Source organism: Bacillus sp. SORGH_AS_0510 (genome assembly GCF_030818775.1).
GTDB lineage: Bacteria > Bacillota > Bacilli > Bacillales > Cytobacillaceae > Neobacillus.
In genome coordinates, this window is record NZ_JAUTAU010000001.1 from 4,669,393 (window position 1) to 4,690,053 (window position 20,661).

Below are 20,661 nucleotides of genomic sequence, written 5' to 3' on the forward strand. Positions count from 1 at the left end.
GGAAGCGCCTTGTTCAGCCCCGACAGGCAAATGTTCTTCGGTAAGAAAAGTCCGCCTTTTGACTTTTATTGCCGAAGGTTATTTGACCCGAGGGGCTAGGCGCTGGAGCTAGACAATAAAAGAAACAGCCTTAGAACGAATCGCCTGATAAAACAGTTAGCTCCGTTCCGATGAACCGTACAGGAGAAGCCGGCGAATTTTCCAAGGCTTATTTCTTTATTATTTTTCAATGCTAGACTTATTTAATTTGTTCTTCAGCTTGTTTTTGTGCGTCTTCTAACACCTTATCAAGGTCTTTCCCCTTCAGGTAATCCTGCATTCCTACAGCCAAAATATCCTCAATTGCATATGTGTGTAAACCATAGTTTACTTGTGGAATTTGTTCTGTCCAGTTAGCAAAATCAGTGATGACTTTTTGTCCTCCGAAGAACTCATCTGCTGCCTTATAGACTTCACCTTCAGCAGCTGGCTTGTAAGTACCAATAGCACCAATTTCTTTATTCAAAGTCTGGTAAAAATCAACATTGGAGCCAAAGGTTTTCGCAAGGAAATCAACCGCTTTTTCTTTACCTGGAACGTTAAGTACGTACCAAGAGCTTCCTCCTAAGTTTGAAGCGTTAACTGAATTTGGAATATCAGTTTGTTTTGGCATTGGTACAACTGCCCACTTACCAGCTTGAGAAGCTTCAGACTTTATGGAAGGCGTGATCCAGTTCCCTGTTGGAACAGTGGCAACATCTCCGCTGTTAAAACCTGCTACAAATTGACTCCAGTCAGACACAGGTTTCACTAAATCAGCATCTAAGATCTCTTTATATGTTTTGAATGCTTCTTTTAATGATGCATTACCTGCAATATCAGGTGTCACTCCATCATTCTTTAAATACCATGATCCGCTTGTCTGAATCATCATGCGAATCAATCCAAGGTCTTTTGGATCCTGTGTGAGCATCGCTTTGCCTGTCGCTTTTTTTACTTTCTTCCCAACTTCAATATATTTCTTCCAATCGATATTTTTTAAGTCATCCACTTTATAGCCGGCTTTTTCTAAATAATCCGTTCTAACATATAATCCCGTTACGCCTGTGTCGAATGGAAGTCCGTAGTTCTTCCCATCCAAACTGGTTGGTGCCATTTTATACTGAGCAAAATCTTCTGATTTAAAAGAACCAGTTAGCTCCTGGAACATATCCGGATACGCCTTCAAAAAGCTTTGTGCTCGATAGTCTTCGATTAAAACAATATTCGGCAAGCCTTTAGTCGTACCAGAACTTAAGCTAGTGTTTAGCTTTTGTACAATGTCAGCCTGAGCATTTTCAACCACTTTAATCTTAAGATCAGGGTTTTCAGATTTATAGGCTTCTTTTGCTAGATTCATTGCTTTAATGTTAAAATTCGGGTCCCAAGCCCATACGGTAATTTCTTTTGTATCTTTTGACTCGCCTGAAACTTGTTTATCCTTTGATCCGGAAGAACAAGCAGTTAAAAGCAAAATACTTACTAAAAATAGTGCTAATACTTTTTTCATCAATATTTCCCCCCAAGCGTATCTAATGTATTTTTGTAAGCGTTATCTACCTTACAAGTACTATGGTAGCACCTGCTGGGGCCTTTTCGTTAGGACGATATTTTTAAGAGTTGGTAATATTTTTACGTATTGAACACGCTTTCATTTTCTTGAATTTGCACTATTTTTAGATTTTATGATTTTTTTTACTTTGCCACACAAGGAAGGGTAATTCGAACCTTTGTACCCTCGCCAGGGTCACTGGAAATGGTTACTCCAAATGCTTCTCCATAAATAAGCTGAATGCGTTCATGGACATTCCGAACACCAATGCCAGAAAAAAGCTGCTGATTCCGCTTTGTACTCGGAAGTTTATTTTCTGCTGAAACTTCCATTCCGTCCCCGTTATCGACCACTTCGCAAACTAAGCTGTCACCCTCCTGCCATACAAGGACATTAATATAGCCATTTGCCTTTTTATTAAAACCATGAAAGAAAGAATTTTCGATGAAAGGCTGTAAAATTAACTTCGGAATTTGATATTCCCTGCAATCCGGTGAAACGAAATAGTTCACTTTTATTCGATCTCCATACCGCTTTTGATTGATTAACACGTAATTCTTTAAGTTCTCTACCTCCTGCTCAACCGTAATGGTTTCACTGACATTTCCAATTGTATTCTGCAACAAGGATATAAGGGCATTAATCACCGACTCTGTTTCTTCTTTCACACCCTGCTGGACCATGAATTTAATGGAAGTTAATGTATTGTATAAAAAATGAGGATTAATTTGCTGCTGAAGAGCAGCCAGTTCGGCGTTGCGCTGTTGTTTCTGTGCCAAAACAAGTTTTTCTACATAATCATGCAGTTCATCAAGCATTGAGTTAAAGGCATTGCCAATTTGTCTCGTTTCATAAGTTCCTGTAACAGCAACGTATTGGTGGAAGTTGTGTTTAGGTGCATTCCCTATTTGCTTTACCAACCTCGAAAGCGAATTCGTTACACGTCTAGAAGCTAAAAAGACAATAATCAAAGCGGCAAAAACGATCCCCATTGAGATCAGGACAATGGCCTTTTTATTGATTAAATCGCCAACTGCCCTTTGCTTATCAATGATATTGAAAAGGAACATATCGAAGGATGGAAGATATTCCATCGTGATAATTTGATCCTTTCCCATAAATTTTTCAATGATATATTCGTTTGATCCCTTTTCTATTTTTGCTGCATAGGTTACAAGCTTTTCATCCTTTTTCCCGATGAGCTTCGATAAGTTACTCGACACGATCACTCCCTGTCTGTCTGCCATGACCACATTATTCCCAGGGGTGGTATAGCTCGAGTAAAACTTTCTGAAATCTTTCTCTTGAATGGCAAAATACATCGAACCATAAATTCTTCCGGATAGACGGTCCATTAGCGCTTTAGAGGCAACAATGACATTTCCATCACCTGCCTCTGAAGTTTGAGCTGGACGGTGGTCATATTGATACAAAAGCCTCTTAGGCGATTTGAACGTATTGCGAGTCAAAGCACTATTCTCTAGTTCTTCATCTGTAATTGGCCAGTAATTGCGATCGGTTGCGTAGCTAAGTCCGTTATTCCCGGTAACAATGATTTCAACCTCGTACGCATCCAGATTGGATTTAATATGCTTCATTTGCTGGCTCATCGTAAAAATGGCATTCATTTTTTCCGTATTCGAGCCCTCTTCCGTAAGGATTTTCTTGAGATTTCCGCTTTGCAGTAGGTTGTTAGACGCAATTATGATGGAATAATTAAAAGACTCAAAGCTCTCTTTCACTTGATTCATCACTTTCGAGTTCGTAATGCTGAACTTTTCAAAAAAGAATTGCTCCGACATGCGAATGGTCGTCCATGTTATCGTAACCGATACTATGACAATCATCAGTAAGGCGATGAAAAACATAGTGATAAACAGATTATTATGTTTAAAACGATTAGGAATAAGCCACATGTATATCATCTCTTATCTTAAGGATTGTTTTCGTCTGTATTGACTTGGGGATACTCCCTTAATTTTCTTAAATACCTTACAAAAATAGCTGTGATCAGAGTAGCCGACCATTCCGCTGATTTCAGAGATAGATTCCGTATTCTTTATTAGCAGCTTAGTTGCTTCTTCAATACGAATTTTATTTAGATATTCAATAAACCCTTCATTATTATGCGTTGAAAAATAGTTTGATAGGTAAGAGGGATTAAAATGAAAGTGCTTAGCCACTTCTGTAAGGGTAAGCTGCTCGGCATAATGGTCCATGATATATTCCATCAGCTTTTTCATATTCACATTTTCCGAATGCTCGTCTATTGCAGATAGGCATTCATTTGCTTCTTCAATAAAACGATCTAATAGTCCTACCGCTTCTTCTGCAGTTCGTACTTCATCAAAAGCTTTAAAATATGAATATTTAGCGTTCTCTAGTTTTTTCACTTCATATTCCATATTACTTAGAAGAATCGTAATGTTAAAAATGATGTTGCCAAAAAAAGCCTTGTATTCAAAAACATCTGTTGTATAACATTTTGAATAGGTTCTAACATGCTCTTTTAAATAATTAAAAGCAGAATCAAAGTGCCTCCTTTTCATTTCACCAGTAAACCAATCCAAATTAAATTTTTCTAATTTACGAGGTAGCTCAGGGAGGTCAGCTTTCAATAAAATGTAACTATTAGGAAGATAGAATTGGTACATTAATAGATTTGAGAATTGCTCTTTATACATATTCCCCAAATGAGCTAAATCTTGAAACACCTCTGTTAATACGAACCTTACTCCTTGCAGCTTCGTTGCAAGTTTGTTAGCCATGTTAACCACATTTGTTATATCGTTCTTATTTAAATTTAGGAGATAAATAAGGGTATGTTGATCATGTTTAAAGCTATAATATTCTATCTGGCTTAAATCCTGATCCAATGCTTCATCAATATTACTTTTTATGGTAGTTTGGATTGTTTCCGATCCAGTAACACCCAACAAACAGTAGTCGCTATAAGGAAACGCATTCTCTAATCCAGCTAATTCTAAATTGACTTCATATCCAGAAAGTAACTTATCAATTAAATAGTCGATGGAAGCACCATGGTCCACTTTCTTATCTCTTGGCTGGAAAGATGAAATTCTGCTCGCAGCTGTCTTCAATACTTTTAAAAGCACTTTTGCATCAAGTTTTGGCTTTAATATATAATCAACCACACCACTTTGAAATGTAGAGCGTACATAATCAAATTCTCCAAAACTGCTCAGGATAATGATCTCAATATCAGGATATTTCTCTTTAACAATTCTTGTTAGTTCTTCCCCGTCCATGATCGGCATCACAATATCTGTTATTAACACATGAGGTTTGTTGACCTCAATGAGTTCTAATGCTTCTTGACCATTCGAAGCCTCTCCAACTATCAAAAATCCTTCTTGTTCCCAGTCAATATAGTGTTTGATCCCTTGTCTAATTAGCATCTCGTCATCTACAATAAGAATTCTGCATGGTCCCATTGATGTCATCGAATCCCTCCTTCAGATAGCAACTACCCTCGAGTTTTAAAGATTTATACTCCTATTCTATTATAGAACATATTATTTGAAAGCGTTTTTTATATATTACCTTCTATTACATATTTCATAGACTAGCAAATATAAAAAAGACTCTCCCGCTAGACGGAAAAGTCTTTGATTTTTCTCTTTTAAAATGAAGTTGCTTGGACCCTTAATTAGCCAGGGGTAGTGTAATCTCTACTAGTGTTCCTTCGTTTATTTTACTCTTATACGATATACTGCCATGGTGCTGCTTAAGAATCTTATGACAAATCATAACGCCCAGCCCCGTTCCCTTTTCTTTTAAACTATAGAACGGCTCACCTAGACGAGGTAGAAGCTCTTCAGGAATGCCGCATCCTTGGTCTTGTACTAAAATCAGGCACTCACCCTCTGAACTCTTTCGTAGGTCGACACTAATTTCTCCTCCATCCTTCATGGACTCCATCGCATTTTTTAAAATATTGAGGAATACCTGCTTGACTTGATTTCTTTCACAAGTAATAAAGAAGTCAGTTTCCTCCATCAGTAACTTTATTTGAATATCATTCATCAGCGCTTCCGGTGACAGTAATTCTAATGTATCTTCTAGTAATTCCTTCAAATCGGTCCGATTTAATTGTACAGCTTGCGGCTTTCCTAAAGAGAGTAATTCGCTAGTAATCCCTTCGATCCGCTCTAATTCTGTAAGCAGCAAACGGTCAATAGCGGTATTCTCACCGCGATAGAGCTGCAGGAAGCCTTTAATGGTTGTCAAAGGGTTCCTGATTTCATGAGCAACGCCCGCAGCAAGTTCTCCGACAATAGAAAGCTTCTCGGATTGAAGAAGGATTTCCTCTGATTTTTTCCGTTCAGAAATATCCCGGCTGATAATAACGATATGTTCAACTGATTGTCCTTCTCCTGTTACGGGCATACAACGGGATTCAAATTCGATATAATAACCTTCTTTGTGTTTCAAACGGAATTCTAACGCTTGAGATTCTTTCTGCTCAAACATGGTCTTGACTGTGTTTTTAAAAAGACAGACATCATCTGGATGAATAAACTTACATAATTCAAATTTCTCTAATTCGCTCGCTTGGAATCCTAAAACCATCTCATGTGAAGGAGAGAAGTAACTAATCGAATGATCCTGATTCATCACCATTATTAAATCTGAGGTGTTTTCAGCAATGATTCGATATTTGGATTCACTTTCTTCTAACATTGTATTCATGTCGGACAGACGATTGTTCAATCTGTGCAGCTTCACATAGGATTCGATTAGCAGGGAGCCAATAATAACGCCTAACATCACAAAAATTAGATATTGAAAGTGAAACATAGGCTTGTCTCTCAAAACATTGAAAAGACCTGGCACGGTAATCACGTATATAATTACATATGCTCCAGATAGAATGGCACCCTTTTTAATTGCAGTCAGCCGTGAAATATACACATGGATAATCGAAAAACTTATCATAATGACCGACCAGCCGATAATTGCCGGCATCCATTGACCACTGGAATAGAGCCTCATGAGTAATGAGAAAACCCCGGTAATGAATCCTGCGATGGGTCCAAGATAAGTGAAAACCAGGATGACAGGGGCATACCGTATATCGTACGAATAACCTTCCTGGTGAATGGATAGTATGACAAGAATGATTGAAACGATCCCGCCGTATAATCCTACCCAAAGTTTAACCCTCTTAAAGGGTTTATGTTTGATGAACGAGCGGACTACCAGAGGTGTACTGACCATTAGCGAAAAAATTGCGAGATTCATAATATAGTCTAAAAGAATCAACTGAATCCACCTATCTCATGTTAAATTCTTACTATTTACTCTTATCTTAAACTAGAATTTCTTCTATTTCTATAAGGAATAAATTAATTTAGTTAACATTTTTATCCAAAAGAAAAAGACCCTTCCGACGAAGCGAAAAAGTCTTTGAGATTTTATTGTCCTATTTGGATAATATAGAAAGCACGGTATCTAGGATAACATTGACCCCTTTTTCACAGTCTTCCCAAGTAGTCAATTCTACTTCACAGTGGCTCTTACCATTGATACTTGGCACAAAAAGCATGGCCGTCGGAACATAGCTGGCAATAAATTGAGCATCATGCCCCGCACCGCTGACCATCCGCTTGTGGGTATACCCAAGCGACTGAGCGGATTGCTCTAAAAGCTCACAGACTTCCGGCTCAAACCAAACCGTATCCCGCTCCCATAGTTTAGTAGTTTTGATCTCACAGCCCTCATTTTCAGCGAACTGAGGGAGCCCATGAATGAAATCTTTGACGGCGTTGACGATTTCCATATCTTTATGCCTTGCCTCAAGAGTAAAAATGACTTTGTTTGGAATAACGGTGTGAATGCTCGGATAGACATTCACCCGGCCAATAGTAAATACTAATTCCTCATCTAGGCTGCCAAGGCGTTTACGGATCTCATTGATTAAATTATTCGTTGCAAAGAGGGCGTCCTTTCGCATATCCATCGGTGTTGTACCGGCGTGGTCCGATTCTCCTGTTACTTCAATCTCATAACACGCCATCCCTACAACACATTCAACAACACCAATAGTGAGGTTCTCTTTTTCTAAAATTGGTCCTTGTTCAATATGAAGTTCGAGGAAGGCAGTGGCTTCTTTCAGACGATTTTCTACGTCTCCCTCATACCCGATAGCTTTCAGGGCTTCTCCAAATATGGTTCCTTCTGCATCTTTCTTTTGCAGCATGACGGATTTATCAAATTTCCCTGAAAGGACACCTGAAGCCATCATGGAAGGCTCAAATCGAGCACCCTCTTCATTTGTAAAGTTAACAATAGTGATTGGAATTTTCGGCTTAATATTATTTTCTACTAGTGTTCTGATTACTTCCAGTCCAGTAACTACACCTAAAACGCCGTCAAAGCGGCCGCCTTTCTTTACGGTGTCCAAGTGTGAACCTATCAAAATAGGAGGTTTGTTTTCGGTCCCTTCCAGCGTGGCATACATACACCCCATGTCGTCTACCTTGACCGACATACCTAATTCTTCACAGCAGGAACGAAAGTAATCTCTTACGCGACGGTCTTCCTCTGATAATGACAATCTCGTAACCCCATTGTTTTCTGTCCGGCCAAAATCAGCAAATCTTTCCAGTTCCTTCATCAATCTTTCCCCGTTAATCAGTAGCTTTTGCTTTTGCATATAAAACACTCCCCTTTTTAAATAATGAGATTTCGTCTGTTTCATCACTGTTTGCTGGAATCTCATGGAGGTTAAAAGCGTAGGATAGTTTAGTTGAAGCCGATGGAAATGGATCATGTCTCTTGTGTAATTATGTAAAAATTCAGTCAATAAACTTATTATACAACACTACCTGCTATAGTCATTAGACAAAACATAAAATCTTTCCAAGCATTTGTTTTATACTTTGTATGATTTCATGTGGAGATTAGGTGCCTGACACCTTTCACACCTTTTTCTTTAAATATTTTGAATCTTATTGTATCTTTGAAAAGAACTATATAGAAACGTGAGGCACAGCATATGTGGAAAAACAGGAATGTTTGGATTTTACTATCTGGGGAGTTTATTGCGGGATTAGGGTTGTGGCTTGGTATCATTGGAAATTTAGAATTCATGCAAGCAAAGTTGCCTTCGGATTTTTTAAAGTCGTTGCTTTTAGCAGGTGGGCTGCTCGCCGGGGTTGCGGTCGGACCTTATGCCGGCAGGCTTACCGACCAAACCAGTAAGAAAACGGTTATGCTGATTGCTGGATTCGTACGTACCATTAGTGTCATTTTTATGCTAATCGCCATTCATACCGGATCTATTTGGTGGATGGCCTTGTTTTTAGTCCTGCTGCAAGTTTCTGCTGCTTTTTATTTTCCAGCCCTTCAGGCGGCCCTCCCGCTCATTGTCGCTGAAAAGGATTTGCTTCAATTAAATGGAGTTCATATGAACGTGTCAACCTTGTCACGGATAATCGGCACAGCGCTAGCCGGGGTCCTCCTAGTGATTCTGCCACTATCCATGCTCTATATCGGATCGCTAGTAGGGTATATCGGATTGTTTATCCTAACTTGGTTCTTGAATTTCAATGAAAGTAAACAAAGTAAACTAGAAAAGCATGAAAAAGTGAAGAATAGCTCAGTTGAGAATAGTAGTTTTAAAGATATATTCCCGATTATTAAAAATCTTCCTATAGTCTATATGACGCTTATTATGACACTTGTACCCGTACTGTTTCTAGGCGGTTTTAACCTATTAGTCATCAATATCAGTGAGCTTCAGCATAGCTCGGCCATTAAAGGTTGGATCTACACTGCTGAAGGAATTTCCTTCATGCTTGGCGCCTTTTTTATTAAGCTGATTACTGACAGAGTTTCACCTTATATCATTTTGTTCATTTGTTCGTTTATGATTGGCGTCTCACAGTTGCTTCTTTATTTAGCGAATGTTCCTTTGTTAAGTGTGTTGGCCTTTGCCTTATTCGGTTTTTCCGTAGGCTGCTTTTTTCCGACAGCTGCTACCATTTTCCAAACAAAGGTGCCAAAGGATTACCACGGACGGTTCTTTTCCTTCCGTAATATGTTAGACCGAATTTCCTTTCAGATTGTCCTGCTCATTAGCGGCTTTCTCCTAGATTTAATCGGTCTGCAGCTAATGTGTGTTCTATTTGGTGCAATATCCATTATCACCACCACCATATTCTACGCTAGACACAAGCGGGTTCAAATGGTCGAACAAAAAAACTAAAGCAAAAAGGGTGTCCACCAGACTCGGACAATTGTCCACGAGTGGTGCCTGACACCCTTTTTCTATGTTAGCCGATTTTTTTCTTTTGTGTTGCAGTGGTTGGTGCGCTTTCCCATGCTTCTTGGTTTGGTAAGCCTTCGATGTTTGAAGTGTAGAAGACAGGGTTTTGACCGTTCACTTTTTGCTTCTTATAATCTGCAAGAGCGGCAAAAGCAATCTTTCCTAGTAGAATGATTGCTATTAAGTTAATAATAGCCATTAGCCCCATGAATAAGTCCGCCAAACTCCAAACAAAGTTCAGCTCTGCTAAGGAACCAAATGCCACCATTCCAACAACTGCAATACGGTACACATTAAGAATTACCTTGTTATTTTTAATAAATTCAATATTCGATTCACCGTAGTAGTAGTTACCCACGACAGAACTGAAGGCAAATAAGAAGACGATAAATGCTAGGAAAATACCAGCCCATGATCCTAAAGAACCTTCAAGTGCATTTTGCGTTAAGATAATTCCATTACCTTCTTTAGAGGTATATAGACCTGATAATAGAATAATAAAAGCCGTTGAACTACAAATCACAAGAGTATCTACAAATACGCCCAGCGCTTGAATTAACCCTTGTTTAACAGGGTGGCTGACACTTGCCGTTGCGGCTGCATTCGGTGCGCTTCCCATACCGGCTTCATTCGAGAACAGACCACGTTTGATTCCGTTCATCATCGCTGCCCCAATTGCACCACCTGCTACTTCTTTTATTCCAAAAGCACTTTCAAAGATTAACTTAAACACGCCAGGAATTTCTGTTACATTCGTTACCATAATATACAAAGCTATTAGAATATAAGCTCCTGCCATAATAGGAACCATCCACTCAGCCACTTTTGCTATGCGTTTTAATCCGCCAAAAATAATTACAGCAGTAACAACTGATAAAACGATGGCAATGACAGTCTTATTAATTCCAAATGAATTATTCAGAGAGCTAGTAATTGTGTTAGCCTGTACAGAGTTAAACGCTAGACCAAAAGTGATAGAGATAAGTACTGCAAAGGTAATCCCCATCCAGCGTGCTTTTAAAGCTTTTTCCATATAATAAGCGGGACCTCCACGGAAAGTGTCCCCGTCTTTTACTTTATAAATTTGCGCAAGCGTTGCTTCTATAAAAGCAGAAGCTGAGCCTATTAATGCAATAAGCCACATCCAAAAAACAGCACCTGGTCCTCCAGTAGTGATAGCAATGGCAACCCCGGCAAGGTTTCCAGTTCCTACCCTTGACGCTGTACTGATACAAAAAGCCTGGAAGGATGAAATCCCTTTTTTATCGCCTTTTGCCCCTTCACCCATCAAGCGAAACATCTCTCCAACCATGCGGAATTGGACAAATTTTGTTCGAAAAGTGAAATAGAGACCTGATCCAATTAATAAAACAATAAGAATATAAGACCAGAGTAACGTATTGGACTCACTTACAAAATTTTCAATCATCTTCATTTACTTATCACCTTCTACCCCTTATTTTTTATATACCGATATAATTTATCAAAATCAAATTAATCTGACAATGTTTAAAATTTCCATAATAGTAGTTACTAAGTACGAGCTTCAGTTTAGGATAATTTTTTTTAAAAGTTTAGGATAATCGTAATATTGTAAAAAAATAGGTCGTTATATCCAAGAAAATTATGTAAAATAGAAATAGGACTAAAATGGTCCTATCATTTCTCAAAAGAAAAACTAATTTAAGGGTGAACGTAATTGCGATTTTTCAGGAAGGAAAGGAAACGATTATGCTAAAAGCTAGGCTGTATGACATATCCATCTTTCTTATTGCCCTTGCCATAGCAATTAGCTCCAAACATTTATTAATACCTACTTCAGCGTTTTTTAAGGCATTAATTTTGTTTTGGGTATTCTCCAGTCTGTATTATCACCTTAGAGTTTTTTCAAAAAACGGCAACACTAATTTTGAATATGGTATTAGCTACTGCTTTTCCTTTGTTCTGGTTTTTGGTCCTTTTGGCTTATTTATATTTGAAACGTTCTATCGCTTTACCGTGTACGCTTATAGAAAGTGGACAAAGACCGCTGACCCCAGTGAGTTTACAGACACTTTATATAATATTGGTGCCTTTGTCATCACTAACTCAGTAGCCTACTTCTTGTACCTGCAACTAAATTCTAGCTTTGATAAAATTCCCTATGGTTTTTGGATTTTGATGTTTTTGCTGACATGTATCGCCTCCCTTCTTTCCGGCACTTTCTTAGTGACTGCTTTTTACATAATGGGTGACCTTAAAACCCTTAAAGAAGGTGTAGACTTTATTTTTAAAAGCAGAAGTTTGCTTGATTATGGGAAAGTAGCCATCACCAACGGATTGCTTTTCTTGTTTTTAATAGATAGGGAATGGGATATGTTGATTAGTTTATTTATTTTAAACTACGTAGTAAGCCGTTCCTTTTTCTCGAAGGCTCAAAGCGCCCAACATAAGTTGGAAAGGGACAAGTTCGAGCAAATGGCCTATACAGACTTCCTGACGGGCGTGTATAACCGGACATTTATGGATAAAAAAATGGCTGAGCTTAATCAAACGGAAGAACAAATTGGTATTGTCGTATGTGACATCGATAAATTTAAACGAATCAATGACAACTACAATCACGCAGTAGGCGATAAAGTTATTCAGCACTTTGCCTCTACGCTAAAAAGCTATCTTGATGAAGACGATTATTTGTTCCGAAGTGGTGGAGAGGAATTTACTCTTTGTCTTAGAAAGAGAGACTATGATCAAACACGGAATCTGGTGAATGAGATTCTGAAAGGCGTTGAAAATAACGCAGTAAATGTGGAATATCAGGGTGAACACGTCTCCATATCCTACACTGCTTCATTTGGCCTTTATTACTACAAGGTAAACGATCAAATTTCTATAGAAAAAGCCTATATCATGGCTGACCAGCTGTTGTTCCGCTCCAAGGATTTAGGAAAGAACAGAGCTTCTATGGTTAACGCTCTTTCAAAAACAGCAGTCGTATAACTACTTGTGAACCCAATAAAAAAGAAGCGGTAATTGTCGCTTCTTTTTATTTTGGCGTTAAATTTCCTATCCAACCCAATTTGTTGACCGCAGTTGCTCTAGCTTCTGACTATCTCTCTTCTTTTTATACCAACTCTGTCGGAAGTTGACCTACCTTGCAAAACAGAAACAAAAATATTAGATAACAACAAAGCTTACACAAAAAGCATTTTTTATTAATTCCTATTCCATCAAAATAGGGGTCAGGCACCACGCATGGACAACTGTCCTCAAGTGGTGCCTGACACCCAAATCCGATTTATGATGCACGTTTTAGATGTTTGAATTGTCCTTTTGATAGGACTGTCGTTTCGAGACGGTAAGCCATCATGGCTGCTAGGACGGATAAGATGATATCTTTTGGCAGTGGAGCAAGCATCCAGAACCAAGCCATTTTGTACGTGAAACCTTCTGGTGCTGCTGCCCAGAGTTTATATGCAAAGTACATCCAGTTTGTTCCGAACACATAGTTTACTGTCATTCCAATTAATGCGGCAATAATAAAAGTTACCAGCCCTTTTTTCTTCTCTACGATTTTTCCAATAATAAAAGCAGTAAGAATATAAGAAAGAATAAAGCCAAAAGTAGGTTTAATAATGATGGCAAATCCTCCAGAAAAATCAGCAAAAACCGGAACTCCTACCAATCCTACTAACATATAAACAAACATCGCAATTGAACCTAAACGGCTGCCCAGGATTGCCCCTGCTAAAATAGCAAAAAAGGTTTGTAGTGTAATCGGTACACCACCTACATGTAAAAATGGAGCAATGGTACTGATATTTGCACCAATCGCCATGAGTGCCACAAACATGGCAGATAGTGTTAAATCAAGTGCTCTTAGATTTTTCATAACTTTCTCTCCCACCCTACAATTTAAATGTCTAAATTTAAAATAAATGGTAAGGTTACCTATTGTCAACCAAAATATAAAATTGGTTAACAAAAAAATTCAAGTTAACATCACACTACACATTTCTAAACTTTTCAAATCTCCTATTCTAAAAAAGAGAAACATTTATTCGAGTATACAGTTTTTGGAATAACCATTTTTTATTCTATTTGAACTATATTAAATTTTCAAAAAATATTTTGACAAATGATATATTTAAAGGTATATTAAGATAACGAAATAATTATCTGAATTTTATAAAAGCAATATTTACATAGGGGGTAACATCAGATGGAAAAACGTCAGCAGTGGGGGTCAAGATACGGATTTATTATGGCAGCCGTTGGCTCGGCAGTAGGTCTAGGGAACATTTGGAGATTCCCAGCCGTTGCCTATGAAAATGGAGGAGGCGCCTTCTTCCTACCTTATCTATTTGCAATTTTAACAGCAGGGATTCCTATCTTAATTTTAGAATTCACCATCGGCCAAAAATATAGAGGATCATCACCATTGTCATTGCTCCGCATTAACAAAAAAGCAGAATGGCTTGGTTGGTGGCAAGTGTTAATCGCCTTTGTCATCTGTACTTATTATTCTGTCATCATTGCATGGGCTATTAAATACACAATCTATTCATTTGGTACACAGTGGGGGTCTGACCCTGGAAAGTTCTTATTCGGACATGTGTTACAGCTATCTGATAAACCAGGACAAATTGGCGGATTAGTTTCCGGCATCGTCACTCCATTACTTTTTGTATGGGCAATCACATTATTTGTCCTCTATCGTGGAGTTTCTAAGGGAATTGAAAAACTTAATAAGATTTTCCTTCCAACGCTTGTAGTAATGTTCTTAGTTATTGTTGTTCGTGCTTTAACTCTAGATGGTGCAGCGAGTGGATTAAATGCCTTTTTCAAACCAAATTGGGATATGATTTTAAACGGAAAAGTATGGATTGCCGCTTACGGGCAAATCTTCTTCTCCCTATCTATTGGATTCGCCATCATGATCACGTATTCTAGCTATCTACCAAAAAAATCCGATATTAATAACAACGCGTTCATCACAGCTTTTGCTAACTCTGGATTTGAATTATTAGCTGGTATTGGAGTGTTTGCTGCTCTAGGATTCATGGCAAAACAACAGGGAGTACCCATTGATGAAGTAGTTAGCAGTGGAATTGGACTAGCTTTCGTTGTTTTCCCAAGCATCATCAACGAATTCCCTGGTTTAAATGGATTATTCGGCGTATTGTTCTTCCTATCATTAGTTTTTGCAGGAATGACGTCACTTATTTCAATCGTAGAAACGTTTGTAGCCGCTATTCAGGATAAGTTCAATGTATCACGTACAAAAGCAGTCTTAACTGGCGGTCTTGCAGCAACTGTTATCTCATTATTATTTGCAACACACGGCGGATTGTATCTACTAGATGTTGTTGATTATTTCATTAACAACTTTGGAATTGTATTCGCTGGACTTATTGAAGTTATTTTAATCGCCTGGGTCTTCAAGGGATTAAAAGGATTACAAACCCATACAAATGCCATCTCTGATCTACGTGTAGGTGCATGGTGGAAAATCTGTCTCGGTGCTGTTACTCCACTGGTTCTTGGCTATATGATGTTTGATAATATTCGTCAAAACCTAAAGGAAAACTACGAAAAATATCCGACTGAACTAATTATGTATGCAGGGGTGTTAGTAGTAGCTGTAACAATCCTGGTGGCAGTTCTATTATCCATTAAAGGATGGAAAGCTTCTGCTAATCCAGACGAAAATAGGGAGGTTGCTTAAATGTCAGGAAGCGCACTAACGATGATGATTGTAGGGATAGTTATCCTGTGGGGCGGCCTTGCAGCCAGCATCCTGAACGTTGTCAGAGTATCAAAAAAATCAAAAGCCTAATACAACCAAAAGGATTGAGCAGGTTCGCCGCTCAATCCTTTTTTCATGCAACTGGCTTAATATTTTTTCGGACGGCAGTATTTACAGACTTTGATGGTTTGGTTTGTTTCTGTCTTCTGTGTGTAAAGAAGCTTTACTCCTGTTCGCCCACAAAATGGGCATGTCCCACGACCGTTCGAAGGCAAGTAGCTAATTGTTTTTCCTCTATTCCTCTTTGCCATATCCATCATCCTTATCTATAAAACTCTTGTTTCTTTATCTAATGATGGACTGGCACAAAGATTGATAGGCATATAATGGTTTTTTTGAAAAACTTTTTGTTCTTATTTTCACTTTCCCTTTGCATTGGCAAAATGCCCACCCGTTAATAAAGAGTCATTATTTAACAGATTACGGACCTCCACGGGAACAGCTACCTTCTTTCTTGTTTGGCGATTAATCGTTGTTAAAATAACTTCTGCAACTACCATTCGCTCCTGTTGATCATTCATAAGGGTTTGCCTTAGTGTAAAACTTGTATTTCCTATCTTCTCAAGCTCAGTCCGAAGGAGTAAGTAATCCTTATTAAACACTTCTTTCTTATAATCCACCTCAATATGTACAACCACAGCTTCTACGCTGAGTGAAACACAATAACTATACCACCACTTGCGCCCCTCATCTAAATACTCGAACAACTTTACATTACTGACGTGCCCCAGATTTGATTCTGCCACAATGAATAGTTCTGAATAAGCCAAGCCTCCATCCCCCTGTATTCTAAATTTAATAAAAACTCTTTTACATACATTCGATGCTTAATCGAAGGATACCTGCCCACCCTTTTCTTAATCCCTCGCTAAAACTGGCACGACAACTAACCCCTTTCCATAAGATAGAAATAAGAGTTGAGTCTAAACTTTTCAAACGGAAAGGAAAGATGTGGTGCTTTTATATGAAAAAAAATTCAGTTCAACACCTGTCATTTCGAAACCTCCAAGAGAACGAAATGACATTTGACCAGGTCTTTGAACGGATTGTTACTTTTATGAAGTTGGATCCTAACGGAAACTACCGCCTGATGGTAGGAACGGATTCACAGGTCCACAAATCAAATACGGTTTTTATCACTGGAGTTGTGATACAGAATGAGGGCAAAGGTGTATGGGCATGTATCAGGAAAATCATTGTTCCAAGGAAAATGACCCATTTACATGAACGTATCTCTCTAGAACTATCTTTAACAGAAGAAATCGTTTCACTGTTCACGGAAGAAAGAAAAAATGAACTGATTTCTATCGTACTTCCCCATTTATACCATGGGGCTACTTTTACCATGGAGGGCCATATCGATATAGGAGCAGGTAAGCGAAATAAAACAAGTGAATTTGTTCGAGAAATGGTCACCCGAATAGAATCCATGGGAGTAGAACCTAAAATCAAACCAGATGCCTTCGTTGCTTCCAGTTACGCAAACCGTTATACAAAATAAAGGTGTCAGGCACCACCTATGGACATTTATCCACGAGCGGTGCCTGACACCTAAATATAACACCTAAATATAGTTAAGTTGAACCTTTACAGTTGTCCCTTTGCCTGTTTCGCTTTCAATCTTCATCATGCCATTATGTTCCTGAATGATTTTGTTGCTCACCGTTAGGCCAAGACCAATTCCCTTGTCCTTTGTCGTATAAAACGGTGTACCTAAATAGCCCATCAGGTTTGTATCAATCCCAACACCTTCATCAGCAAAACTAATCTCTACGATTTTGTCCGGCAGCTTTTGGACATTAACATGGACATTTCCTCCATTAGGCATGGACTCAATGGCATTCTTGAGAAAATTCACAAACACTTGCTTCAATTGGTTTGGACTACATAGCAACTCAATATCATTTGCTTGTTTATAGTCATGGTTGATGATTTGAACATTATGTAATAATGCCTGGGGATGAAGAATATTCACCGTGCTATCTAAAATTGAATGTAAGCTCACCCGCTCGAATAGAATGGCTTGTGGTTTCGCGAGTGACATAAACTCATTAACAATCATATCAATCCGGTCCAGCTCATTCATGATAATGGATAAATAATTGTCCTGTTTTTCTCTATCGGGCGTACTCTTTAATAGCTTAGAGAACCCTTTTAAGGAGGTTAATGGATTACGAATTTCATGCGCGACTCCCGCTGCTAATTGCCCGATGATGGAAAGACGGTCTAGGTTCCTTAATGCATCGTCATTTTTCACCCTGTCCGTCACATCTCTTCCCACTGTTACATAGCACTCTAGTTCATTATTCTCATTAAAAATAGGTGAAATCGTAGTTTCTGAATCTATTACTTTGTTATCTCCTGTTTTTAACTTGATTTGCAGTAGCTGTGCCTCTCCTGTTTCAGCCAGCTTTTGATAAACTTGTTCAAAACGCTCTCTTTCTTCTGGCAGTATGAGGTCATAAGCATCTTGTCCTATTAAATCCTCGGGTTTCATACCCACCCCTTTTTCATGGGAGGGACTAGCATAGATAATATTTTTATCTTTAGAATAAAGCTTAATCATATCCGTAGTATTTTCCGTAATTAATCGATATAATTCACGAGTTCTTTTTAATTCTCGTTCCGTATTTATATGCTCCGTTATATCACGGTAAGTCGCAATGACAGCGAAAATTTCCCCATCTATATTGCGAAAAGGAGAATAAGATACCGCTATATCTAGTATGCGGCCATCTTTGTGGTAGCGCTGTGTTACAATATCATGGAAAAACTCGCCTTGTTTAACCGCGCTTATGATCCCACTCACTCCGTCAGGATTAGGAAACTCTTCAAATGTACGTCCGAGGATTTCTTCCTCTGTATATCCAAAAATCTTCGTATACATGCCATTAATACGTATAAACCGATTGTCCATATCAACGATACAAATTCCATCAGCCGTACAATTTAAAAAAAGATCGATTAATTCATCGGGATTATAGATAACAGACTTATTCTCTTTTCCAAAAATAGGGAAATTCTCGATCACAAATATCTCTCCAAACACATTAATCTCTACTTCCATTTTACAGAACTTTACGACAAATAAAAGAAGTATTTTTTGGTGTCATTTTGGACTTCCCCTCTAACATAAATTGGAAATTAAGGAGGGGGGGGTTTAGTGAAAAAAGGACTATTGATTTTCGTTTTATTACCATTTCTCTTTTTATTGTCAGGATGTGGCAGTGATCCTGTCCATGATGATTTGCTTAATTATGTGAATAAAGAAATGAAAAAAGCAGGTAAATTGGAAAGTGCAGCTGTTTCTGCTTATGAAGGGGTATCTGGTGCGAATTATACTGATGACCAAACGATGTACGATGCATTAACCAATGACGTTATACCAAATTATAATGAATTTATTAAGGAGCTAGATTCGGTTACTGTTGAAACAGATGAACTGCAAAAAATTCATGAGATTTACATTGAGGGTGCTGACATACAATTTAAAGCTTTCACTATTATTAAACAGGCTTTAGAGGAACAGGATCCAAACCTGATTCAAGAAGCGAACGATATGCTCGCAGATGCAAGAAAGCATATTCGTGATTATCAGAATAAGCTTGATAAACTCGCAAAAGAACATGATGTGAAAATTGAAAGGTAATTAAGAAGAAAAAGGGCCAGTTCTCCAACCATCTGGAGAACTGGCCCTATATTTATTTAACCCAATCACTTCAAGCTAAGCAGTATTACTGTTTTTTCTGATTGGGAGGCGTTCAAAGTAGGTGGCCATTCTCCACAGCCATTCCAATGGGCCGAACCTGAAGAATTTTAACCAAATGGTGCTAATAACTAACTGAACTGTTAATATTGTTAAACAAAGGTACAGGGAATGGATATACGTTAGCTGGTGGAACAAATGTAACACACTTCCTGCAAGCAACATAAATACAGTTTGTAAAATATAGTTTGTCAACGCCATCCGACCTAGGTTTTTAAATGGAGCTAGGACTTTCCGAACTCTAGATGATTGTAACAGCAATACAATTATTCCCATATAAAAGGCAGACACAATCGGTCCAATAGTGATCCCTATATTTATAAACTGTTGTATTTCAAGGGAATTCCTATAACTGACCTGCGTAACCACCGAGGGAGCCTGTTGGTTTTGATACATAAGACCGACCACACTTAAAACAAACATGATTCCCGTAAAAACCGCAACCTTCTTCCATTCATGTTCGATCCTCTCAAACACTCGGTACTGCCCAGCTGCGACTCCTAGCAGCATAAGTGGAACAACCATAAAAATCTTGGCTGAAAAAAGACTTAAAGCGAACAGCATTACCAGACCAAATACAAGATTGATCCACTTAGGTGCCCGATAGAAAGGTAATATAATGAAGCCGCTAATCGCATAAATGGTCAATGCTTCTCCTGGATGGAACCTTACATGAATCAATCCAAAAAGTAAAAGAACAATTATGCGCCGTAAAAACAAAACGGTGCCCTTTTTCCCTTTCGCCTCCGCTCGTGAAATAAAAATATAAAACCCGACACCAAATAAAAAAGTAAATATGGTATAGAAGCGCCCCTCAACAAACAAATAAAGGAATCTCCAGTATGATGCATCTATAGTGCCTAGTTCAGGGAGTCTAACCGACAACAACGGAATAATATTCACTAAAATAATCCCTAATAAAGCAAACCCCCGCAAATAATCGAGGACATCCAACCGTTTATTTAACTCTATCGAATTCATCTTTCCCTCCAACCGTCCACACAACATGGACTTTGTCCACGAGCGGTGCCTGACACCTATTATTCCATTTCTTTTTCCCCATAGGTTATGAACATAATTATAATTTAAAGCATAGTTTAATTGTATAAATGAAATGGAAAAAAGACCGTGGTCCCTTTACCACGGCCATAAAAATTAATTATTCGCTTTCAGCAACTAATCCATCCTTTGTCGGCCAAACAAGCGTGGATTCTTTTTTTGTTCTTTTTTCTAAACAAAACAAT

The 20,661-nt window shown here is 38.3% G+C and carries 16 protein-coding genes; 6 read left to right on the forward strand and 10 right to left on the reverse strand.

All coding sequences use genetic code 11. The features are described 5' to 3' along the window. Positions 1 to 238: 238 nt before the first annotated feature. From QE429_RS23675 to QE429_RS23695, 5 genes are all read right to left on the reverse strand, one after another. Positions 239 to 1,528, reverse strand: a complete 1,290-nt coding sequence (locus QE429_RS23675) for an ABC transporter substrate-binding protein (protein WP_307290496.1) — start codon at positions 1,526 to 1,528, stop codon at positions 239 to 241. 185 nt (positions 1,529 to 1,713) lie between these two features. After that, complete coding sequence (locus QE429_RS23680; protein WP_307290497.1) at positions 1,714 to 3,486, reverse strand: cache domain-containing sensor histidine kinase; 1,773 nt, start codon at positions 3,484 to 3,486, stop codon at positions 1,714 to 1,716. Positions 3,487 to 3,498: 12 nt separating this feature from the next. Continuing rightward, the gene (locus tag QE429_RS23685; RefSeq protein WP_307290499.1) at positions 3,499 to 5,034 is read right to left on the reverse strand and encodes a response regulator transcription factor; all 1,536 of its coding nucleotides are present in this window, start codon (positions 5,032 to 5,034) and stop codon (positions 3,499 to 3,501) included. Between the two features lie 202 nt (positions 5,035 to 5,236). Beyond that, positions 5,237 to 6,856: an ATP-binding protein gene (locus QE429_RS23690; RefSeq protein ID WP_307290501.1), complete on the reverse strand. Its 1,620-nt coding sequence runs from the start codon at positions 6,854 to 6,856 to the stop codon at positions 5,237 to 5,239. A 160-nt stretch (positions 6,857 to 7,016) separates the two neighbouring features. Then, positions 7,017 to 8,249: a Zn-dependent hydrolase gene (locus QE429_RS23695; protein ID WP_307290503.1), complete on the reverse strand. Its 1,233-nt coding sequence runs from the start codon at positions 8,247 to 8,249 to the stop codon at positions 7,017 to 7,019. Between the two features lie 342 nt (positions 8,250 to 8,591). Here QE429_RS23695 and QE429_RS23700 point away from each other — a divergent pair, with 342 nt between their 5' ends. Next, positions 8,592 to 9,803 carry an MFS transporter gene (locus QE429_RS23700; protein WP_307290505.1) on the forward strand — a complete coding sequence of 404 codons (1,212 nt, stop codon included), beginning with the start codon at positions 8,592 to 8,594 and terminating at the stop codon, positions 9,801 to 9,803. A gap of 67 nt (positions 9,804 to 9,870) precedes the next feature. On the opposite strand, the gene QE429_RS23705 is transcribed toward QE429_RS23700, so the two are convergent. Further along, complete coding sequence (locus tag QE429_RS23705) at positions 9,871 to 11,298, reverse strand: alanine/glycine:cation symporter family protein (protein WP_307290506.1); 1,428 nt, start codon at positions 11,296 to 11,298, stop codon at positions 9,871 to 9,873. Positions 11,299 to 11,594: 296 nt separating this feature from the next. Between QE429_RS23705 and QE429_RS23710 the strand changes: the two genes are divergently transcribed. Further along, positions 11,595 to 12,842 carry a GGDEF domain-containing protein gene (locus QE429_RS23710; RefSeq protein ID WP_307290507.1) on the forward strand — a complete coding sequence of 416 codons (1,248 nt, stop codon included), beginning with the start codon at positions 11,595 to 11,597 and terminating at the stop codon, positions 12,840 to 12,842. A 298-nt stretch (positions 12,843 to 13,140) separates the two neighbouring features. On the opposite strand, the gene QE429_RS23715 is transcribed toward QE429_RS23710, so the two are convergent. Then, positions 13,141 to 13,734, reverse strand: coding sequence for a biotin transporter BioY (locus QE429_RS23715; RefSeq protein WP_307290508.1), 594 nt, complete (start codon positions 13,732 to 13,734; stop codon positions 13,141 to 13,143). Between the two features lie 330 nt (positions 13,735 to 14,064). Between QE429_RS23715 and QE429_RS23720 the strand changes: the two genes are divergently transcribed. Further along, positions 14,065 to 15,570, forward strand: a complete 1,506-nt coding sequence (locus QE429_RS23720) for a sodium-dependent transporter (RefSeq protein WP_307290509.1) — start codon at positions 14,065 to 14,067, stop codon at positions 15,568 to 15,570. Next, the gene (locus tag QE429_RS23725; protein WP_307290511.1) at positions 15,571 to 15,681 is read left to right on the forward strand and encodes a methionine/alanine import family NSS transporter small subunit; all 111 of its coding nucleotides are present in this window, start codon (positions 15,571 to 15,573) and stop codon (positions 15,679 to 15,681) included. Positions 15,682 to 16,010: 329 nt separating this feature from the next. On the opposite strand, the gene QE429_RS23730 is transcribed toward QE429_RS23725, so the two are convergent. After that, entirely contained in the window at positions 16,011 to 16,421 is a 411-nt protein-coding gene (locus tag QE429_RS23730) for an acyl-CoA thioesterase (protein WP_307290513.1), read from the reverse strand. Positions 16,422 to 16,615: 194 nt separating this feature from the next. On the opposite strand from QE429_RS23730, the gene QE429_RS23735 reads away from it, so the two are divergent. Continuing rightward, entirely contained in the window at positions 16,616 to 17,152 is a 537-nt protein-coding gene (locus QE429_RS23735) for a ribonuclease H-like YkuK family protein (RefSeq protein ID WP_307290515.1), read from the forward strand. A gap of 63 nt (positions 17,153 to 17,215) precedes the next feature. Here QE429_RS23735 and QE429_RS23740 read toward each other — a convergent pair whose 3' ends face one another. Next, positions 17,216 to 18,682, reverse strand: a complete 1,467-nt coding sequence (locus QE429_RS23740; RefSeq protein ID WP_307290516.1) for a PAS domain-containing sensor histidine kinase — start codon at positions 18,680 to 18,682, stop codon at positions 17,216 to 17,218. A 132-nt stretch (positions 18,683 to 18,814) separates the two neighbouring features. Between QE429_RS23740 and QE429_RS23745 the strand changes: the two genes are divergently transcribed. Then, complete coding sequence (locus QE429_RS23745) at positions 18,815 to 19,300, forward strand: hypothetical protein (protein ID WP_307290518.1); 486 nt, start codon at positions 18,815 to 18,817, stop codon at positions 19,298 to 19,300. A 75-nt stretch (positions 19,301 to 19,375) separates the two neighbouring features. Here the strand turns inward: QE429_RS23745 and QE429_RS23750 are convergent, their stop codons facing one another. Beyond that, on the reverse strand, positions 19,376 to 20,398 hold the full coding sequence (locus tag QE429_RS23750) for a DUF418 domain-containing protein (protein WP_307290519.1): 1,023 nt from the start codon (positions 20,396 to 20,398) through the stop codon (positions 19,376 to 19,378). Positions 20,399 to 20,661: the final 263 nt, after the last annotated feature.